This window comes from Kitasatospora sp. NPDC127060 (genome assembly GCF_042724935.1).
Lineage (GTDB): Bacteria > Actinomycetota > Actinomycetes > Streptomycetales > Streptomycetaceae > Kitasatospora.
Genome location: NZ_JBHXEG010000164.1, coordinates 1 through 6,092, shown reverse-complemented (window position 1 = coordinate 6,092; position 6,092 = coordinate 1). Strand labels below are relative to the sequence as shown.

At 72.7% G+C, this 6,092-nt stretch carries 7 protein-coding genes; 4 read left to right on the top strand and 3 right to left on the bottom strand.

Annotation, left to right across the window (positions count from 1 at the left end; all coding sequences use genetic code 11):
• Positions 1–14: 14 nt before the first annotated feature.
• Positions 15–170, top strand: a complete 156-nt coding sequence (locus ACFWIS_RS40245) for an amidohydrolase family protein (RefSeq protein WP_380463911.1) — start codon at positions 15–17, stop codon at positions 168–170.
• Positions 171–233: 63 nt separating this feature from the next.
• Here ACFWIS_RS40245 and ACFWIS_RS40240 read toward each other — a convergent pair whose 3' ends face one another.
• Both ACFWIS_RS40240 and ACFWIS_RS40235 read right to left on the bottom strand, forming a co-directional pair.
• On the bottom strand, positions 234–1,229 hold the full coding sequence (locus ACFWIS_RS40240; RefSeq protein ID WP_380463899.1) for a hypothetical protein: 996 nt from the start codon (positions 1,227–1,229) through the stop codon (positions 234–236).
• 247 nt (positions 1,230–1,476) lie between these two features.
• Positions 1,477–3,270 carry a diguanylate cyclase domain-containing protein gene (locus ACFWIS_RS40235; RefSeq protein ID WP_380463901.1) on the bottom strand — a complete coding sequence of 598 codons (1,794 nt, stop codon included), beginning with the start codon at positions 3,268–3,270 and terminating at the stop codon, positions 1,477–1,479.
• Between the two features lie 367 nt (positions 3,271–3,637).
• Between ACFWIS_RS40235 and ACFWIS_RS40230 the strand changes: the two genes are divergently transcribed.
• The gene (locus ACFWIS_RS40230; RefSeq protein ID WP_380463903.1) at positions 3,638–4,165 is read left to right on the top strand and encodes a flavin reductase family protein; all 528 of its coding nucleotides are present in this window, start codon (positions 3,638–3,640) and stop codon (positions 4,163–4,165) included.
• Between the two features lie 58 nt (positions 4,166–4,223).
• Here the strand turns inward: ACFWIS_RS40230 and arfB are convergent, their stop codons facing one another.
• Positions 4,224–4,655 (bottom strand): alternative ribosome rescue aminoacyl-tRNA hydrolase ArfB, encoded by a 432-nt coding sequence (arfB, locus tag ACFWIS_RS40225; RefSeq protein ID WP_380463905.1) that lies wholly within the window; start codon positions 4,653–4,655, stop codon positions 4,224–4,226.
• 173 nt (positions 4,656–4,828) lie between these two features.
• Between arfB and ACFWIS_RS40220 the strand changes: the two genes are divergently transcribed.
• Complete coding sequence (locus tag ACFWIS_RS40220; protein ID WP_380463907.1) at positions 4,829–5,326, top strand: hypothetical protein; 498 nt, start codon at positions 4,829–4,831, stop codon at positions 5,324–5,326.
• Positions 5,327–5,470: 144 nt separating this feature from the next.
• Positions 5,471–6,046, top strand: coding sequence for a TerD family protein (locus ACFWIS_RS40215; RefSeq protein ID WP_380463909.1), 576 nt, complete (start codon positions 5,471–5,473; stop codon positions 6,044–6,046).
• The last annotated feature ends 46 nt before the right edge of the window (positions 6,047–6,092 follow it).

The following is a 6,092-nucleotide window of genomic DNA, read 5'->3' as shown; positions in this document are numbered from 1 at the left end:
CCACCCCGGCGCGGCTGCTCGGTCTGGCCGACTCGACCGGCTCGCTGGAGACCGGCAAGCTCGCCGACCTGGTCGTGGTCGACTCCGACAGCTACGACCTGGTCGCCGTGATGCGCCGGGGCCGCTGGGCGGTCGGCGGCGAGAGGTTCCGCACCGTCAAGTCCGCCTGAGCGAAGGCGACGGCCGCCCTCCCCCGAAGGGGACGGGCGGCCGCGGTGCGTCCGGAGCGGGTCTCAGCTGTTCGGCTCCACCGTGATCTGGTCGATCAGGATCGGCCCCGAGGGGACGGTGAAGGTGACCGAGTTCGACCCGGCCTGGAACTGCGGGAGTATCCAGGTGTTGAACCAGGACGAGGCCGGATCCTTGCCCGGCGAGTAGTTCTTGAAGGTCAGCCCGCTCGGCCAGTCCTTGCCGTTCACCGAGGCCGCGCCCCTCACGTCGGCACCGGCGTTGTTGTAGTGCACGGTCAGCTTGTACGTCCCGGCCGTCGCGATCTGGCCGTTCCAGGTCACCGTGCCGCCCTGCTGGAGCGTCAGGTAGCTGCCGTCGGCGGACTTGGCGCCCTTGACGGCATTGCCGGACGGCGCGTTCTGGCCCTGCAGCTGGCCGGCGTCCACGGTCGCCGGGCCGGCGGAGACGGTGGCGCTCGCCGAGGGCGAGGCCGTTCCGGTCGAGCCGCTCGACGCCGCGGTGCCGCTGGGCGCCGGCGGGGCGGCGGTCGTGGTGCCGCCCTTGGCGGACTTGTCGCCGTCCGGGTCCCCGGTGGACAGGGCGATCCCGGCACCGATCGCTATCGCCGCGACCACGGCGACCGCCCCGATCACCGCGCCCTTGCTCCGGCCGCTGCTCGGTCGCTCGTCCCCAGGCTGCGGCCGGGAGTGCTCGGCGTAGCGGGTCTGCTGGGCGCCCCCGCCGTACTCGGCCTGCTGCGGGGGCACGCCCGGCTGCCCGTACGGGCCCTGCGGGGGCATGCCCTGCTGGCCGTACGGCGGCTGCGCCGGTCCGGGCTGGCCGTAGCCCGGCTGCTGGGTGCGGGTCGGCTGGCCGTACTGCGCCCGCCCCACCTCCATCGGCCGGTTGTACGACGTCCGGGGCACCCCCTGCTGCGGCTCGGCCGACTGTCCGGCGGAGCCGTCGGCCGGGCGGTAGAGGTAGCCGAACGGGTCGTCGTCCTGCGGGGCACCGCCCGCCTGGCCCTCGGGCAATCCGTTGTCGCCGGCGGTCGTCACGGTGGTCTGCTCCCCCATCCGGTGTACGCCGCGCGCGGGCGGCGCGGATCATGGACGCTGTCGTACCGGGAACCCTACCTGTCGTACCTGACAGCAGGAAAAGAACCCTTGACAACCCGTGGGTAACCTGTGCGTCGCCGGATCCTCGGCACCCGACCGATCCGCCGACCGACCCGCCGACCGACCCGCCGACCGACCCGCCGACCACCGGAAGGGCGCCGGGGAGCGCGCGGAACGCCCCTCCCGGTCAGCCCGCGCGCCGGTGCGAACGCTCGCCGCGCGCCCCGCGCACCGCGCCGCCCCGGGCCCGCTTCTCGTCGTACATCCGCTCGTCCGCGGTGTGGAGCACCTCCTCGATGCTCATCCCGCAGCCGGCCCAGCCGATCCCCAGGCTGACCCCGACCCGCATCGCCCGTCCGTCGATCCGCATCGGCGGGATGATCGCGTTGCGCAGCCGGTGGGCGAGGTCCTTGGCCTCCTCGCGGCCGATGCCGTCGGCCAGCACCACGAACTCGTCGCCGCCCAGCCGGGCCACCGTGTCGCCGTCCCGGACCGCCCCGCTGAGCCGCCGGGCGACCTCGACCAGCACCGAGTCGCCCGCGTTGTGCCCGAACCGGTCGTTGATCGACTTGAAGCCGTCCAGGTCGCAGAAGAGCACCGCGAGCCCCTTGTCCACCGGCGCCGTCGCCCCGGAGCGGAACGGCGCGGACCAGGTGTCCCCGGAGGGCCCGTACTCGGCCGGAACCACGGCGTGCACGTGCTCCCCGTACCCCGCGCCGAGGCCGGGCAGCAGGCCGTCGGCCGGCCCGTAGCCGTGCACCGGCCCGGTGTACGGGTCCGCGCCCTCCAGTCCCTCGTACGCGGTGTGCGCGCTGTACGAGTCCGCCTGGTAGGCGTACGGCTGCGGGTAGCCGGCCTCGCCGGACATCGCGGCGGCCGCGGCGGCGGCCGGCTGCGGTTCGGCGCAGAGCCGGCGGGCCAGCCGGGCCTTGAGCTCGGCGCCGTTGGGCAGGCCGGTGAGCGCGTCGTGGCTGGCCCGGTGGGCGAGCTGGAACTCGTGGCGCTTGCGGTCCTCGATGTCCTCGACGTGGGTGAGCAGGAAGCTCGGGCCCTCGGCCGCGTCCGCCACGATCGAGTTGCGCAGGCAGACCCACTGGTAGCCGCCGTCCCGCCGGGACAGCCTCAGTTCCGCCCGGCCGCTCTCGGCGCTGGTGCGTTCCAACAGGGCCCGGTCCTCGGGGTGGACGAGGTCGGCGAAGCTCTGCTGGCGCAGCACCGCGCGGGGGCGGCCGAGCAGTCGACAGAGCGCGTCGTTGACCCTGGTCAGCTGGCCGCGCCCGGCGCCGTGCAGTTCGGTGATGGCCATCCCGCTGGGGGCGTACTCGAAGGCCTGCCGGAAGCTCTCCTCGCTGGCCCGCAGCGCCTGCTGCTCCTTCTCCAGCCGGGCCAGCGCCCGTTGCATCTCGGCCCGCAGCCGGGCGTTGCCGATCGCGATGGAGGCCTGCAGCGAGAACATCTCCAGTGCCTCGCGGGTCCACGCCCCGGGCCGTTTGCCGCTGCGCGGGCGGTCCACCGAGAGCACCCCGAGCAGGTCGCCGCCGGCGCTGTACATCGGGGCGAGCAGTCCGTCGGCGGGGTGCCAGTCGTTGGCGTAGACGGGCAGCGGGCCGTCCCCGATCCAGCGCGGGATGTCGCTGGCGACGGCCCAGCCGCGGTCGTACGGCAGGAAGCGCAGGGTGCCCCAGTGGTCGCTGACGCCGAGCAGCCGGTCCCAGGACTCCCGCGAGCCGACCTGGCCGAGCAGCACCGAGGGCCCGCCCATCGGGCTCTCCTCCAGCTCCCAGACGGCCGCCACCACGAGGTCACCGTCCGGCCGGACCAGGCTGACCGCGGCGGCGTCGAAGCCGAGTCCGTGCACCGCGCCCTCGACGACGGCCTGCAGCGTGCCCGCCAGGCTGCGGGCAGCGTTGAGGTCCGCCACGACCCGGTGCAAGGTGCGGAGGGTCGCGAGACGGACGTACGGCTCCGACTCGGCTTCCATGCGGGGGCTCCCCGGCTGCTTCGGATAGTTCTTGATTGGTTATCGTCCGATTGCCAGAAGAACTGAATCACAGGGAGCACAGCGTTCGGCACGCTCGGTCAGCAATAGGCCATCACTTGTGACTTAAATCACACGACACTAATGCGTCTTTAATCAGTTCATCCGCCCCATAGCGGGACATAAAGCGCTATCGGCACATTTCTCGTGGTCGACCGCATTGGCCGCACGCTGAAGCCCACTGCACCCGCCGGTCCATCCGCTTCACCCCTGGGAGTGACCGCGTCCGGAACCGAACGGGGCCCACGCCGGTGGTCCTACGACCACGGCCCGATGCCGTCACCGGGGAGCGACGACTACCGTGCGGTACGTGTACTCGTCCCCGCAGCCCGAAGCTGCCCCCCACGCCACGCCCGACGAGTTCCGGGCCGCACTCTCCCAGCTCGCCGCCGGTGTGAGCCTGGTGACCGTCCACGACGAGGAGGACGGCGAGGACGTCGGCATGACCGCCACGTCCTTCCTCTCGGTGTCGCTGGACCCGCCGCTGGTGCTGATCTCGGTCCGCGAGGACTCCCGGATGGACGAAGTGCTCTCCCGCAACGACACCTGGGCGGTCTCGGTGCTCACCGAGGCGCAGAAGACGCTCGGCTCCCGCTTCGCCATGAAGGGCCGGCTCAGCGACCGGCTGCTGTTCGCGGAGACCCCGCACCGCCGCGGCGAGCACACCGGCGCCCCGCTGATCGAGGGCGCGCTGGCCACCGTCGAGTGCCGCACCGAACAGCGGATACCCGCGGGCGACCACACCCTGCTGGTCGGCCGCGTCCTGGAGGCCGCCGTCCCCACCCCCGGCGGCCGCCCGCTGCTGTACTTCCGCGGCGGCTACCGCACCCTGGGCTGAATCCGGCGGCCGACCGGTCCGCGCCGGCATCCGGGACGAAACGGTTCGCCGGGCCCGGCTACTCGCCCCGCGGCGAGCGCCGCCCCTGCTTCACCTCGGACCGGTGCCGCTTGTTCTCCAGCCGCCGCTCGACCATCCCCCGACTCGGCCGGGTCGCCCGGCGGGCCTTCGGCGGCGGCGCGCACGCCTCGGTCAGCACCGCCGACAGCCGCACCGCGGCCGCCTCCCGGTTGCGCCACTGCGAGCGGAACTCCGAGGCCTGGATCACCAGCACCCGGCCGTCCACCAGCCGGTTGGCCAGCCGCTCCAGGGCGCGCGTGCGCCACACCTCGGGCAGCGCCTTCGAGCCGGCCACGTCGTAGCGCAGCTCGACCTTGGAGTCGGAGGTGTTGACGTGCTGGCCGCCGGGGCCGGAGGAACGCGAGAAGCGCCAGACGAGCTCGGCGTCGGGGACGACCACCGACCCCCGTACGCGGATGGGCTCGGACATGCGCCCATCATCCCGCGCGACCCCCCGCCCGGTCACCCGGTTATCCGTTACTCGCCCGCTCGCCCCCGGGGCGCTCCGGCCCGGTGCCGACGGTCGGCCCTCCCTTTCGGTACCGGCGGGCCGCTTCGGTTCGGGGCGGGCCCGGTTACCCGCACCTGCCCCGAGCCCCGACAATGGCCTACGTGATCGAGCTCGGCTACTCCCTCTCCAACCGCTTCCCCGACCCCCCGCAGACCGACTACCGCACCGCCCCGGTGCGCTCGCTGCGGTACGACCTGTTCTGCGGCGACGTCTACCTGGACGCCGAGGGCGCCGAACTCTCCACCCGCTGGGGATGGGTCCCGGTGCTGGACTTCGCCTGGGCGCTGTGCGACATCGTCGAGCAGCTCGACCGCGACCCGGACGGCTCCCGGGCCGCCCGGGTGCAGACCGCCGACCTCGACTTCACCCAGAACACCGAGCTGCTGCGCTTCGCCCGCCGCTTCAACTGGGTCGAGGTCACCGCGACCTGGCTGCGGGACGAGCCGCCCGCCGTGGTCCGGCACAGCGAGCTGCGGCGGGAGGCCCGGGACTTCCTCCAGGACACCCTCGCCGACCTGTTCGACATGCACCCCGACCTGGCCGACAACCCGAACATCTGGACGCTGCAGGGCCGCTTCCCCCGGATCTGACGCCCGGAACCGACCGGACCGGCCATCGCTTTGCCCACCCTTTGCCCGGGTTTGACGTCCGCGAAGAATTCACGGGATCCCCGGAACCAAGCCACCGGAGTACAGCGTTGTCCCGGGAAAGCGAACGAAGGGACTGCAATCGCCATGCCAGTGAGCCTCTCCAAGGGTGGCAACGTCTCGCTGACCAAGGAGGCCCCCGGCCTGTCCGCGGTCAGCGTCGGTCTGGGCTGGGACGTCCGCACCACGACCGGCGCCGAATTCGACCTCGACGCCAGCGCGATCGTCCTGAACGCGGACGGCAAGGTGCTCTCCAACGGGCACTTCGTCTTCTTCAACAACACCAGCTCGCCGGACAACAGCGTCGTGCACACCGGCGACAACCGCACCGGCGAGGGCGTGGGCGACGACGAGTCGATCAACGTCAACCTGGCCGGCCTGCCGGTCGAGGCCGCCAAGATCACCTTCCCGGTGACCATCTACGACGGCACCGCCCGCGGGCAGAACTTCGGCCAGGTCCGCAACGCCTACATCCGCGTGGTCAACGCGGCCGGCGGCGCCGAGATCGCCCGCTACGACCTCTCCGAGGACGCGGCCACCGAGACGGCGATGATCTTCGGCGAGCTCTACCGCAACAACGGCGAGTGGAAGTTCCGTGCGGTCGGCCAGGGCTACGCCTCCGGCCTGGCGGGCATCGCCCAGGACTTCGGCGTCCAGCTCTGACGCGGCACGGGCGGGAACGCCGAGGGGCGGGAAGTCGGTCGACTTC

Excerpts from the sequence above, each read along its gene's own strand:
- ACFWIS_RS40220 (WP_380463907.1), top strand. The coding sequence starts at position 4,829 with ATGGCCTACGTGATCGAGCTCGGCTACTCCCTCTCCAACCGCTTCCCC.
- ACFWIS_RS40235 (WP_380463901.1), bottom strand. The coding sequence starts at position 3,270 with ATGGAAGCCGAGTCGGAGCCGTACGTCCGTCTCGCGACCCTCCGCACC.
- arfB (WP_380463905.1), bottom strand. The coding sequence starts at position 4,655 with ATGTCCGAGCCCATCCGCGTACGGGGGTCGGTGGTCGTCCCCGACGCC.
- ACFWIS_RS40215 (WP_380463909.1), top strand. The coding sequence starts at position 5,471 with ATGCCAGTGAGCCTCTCCAAGGGTGGCAACGTCTCGCTGACCAAGGAG.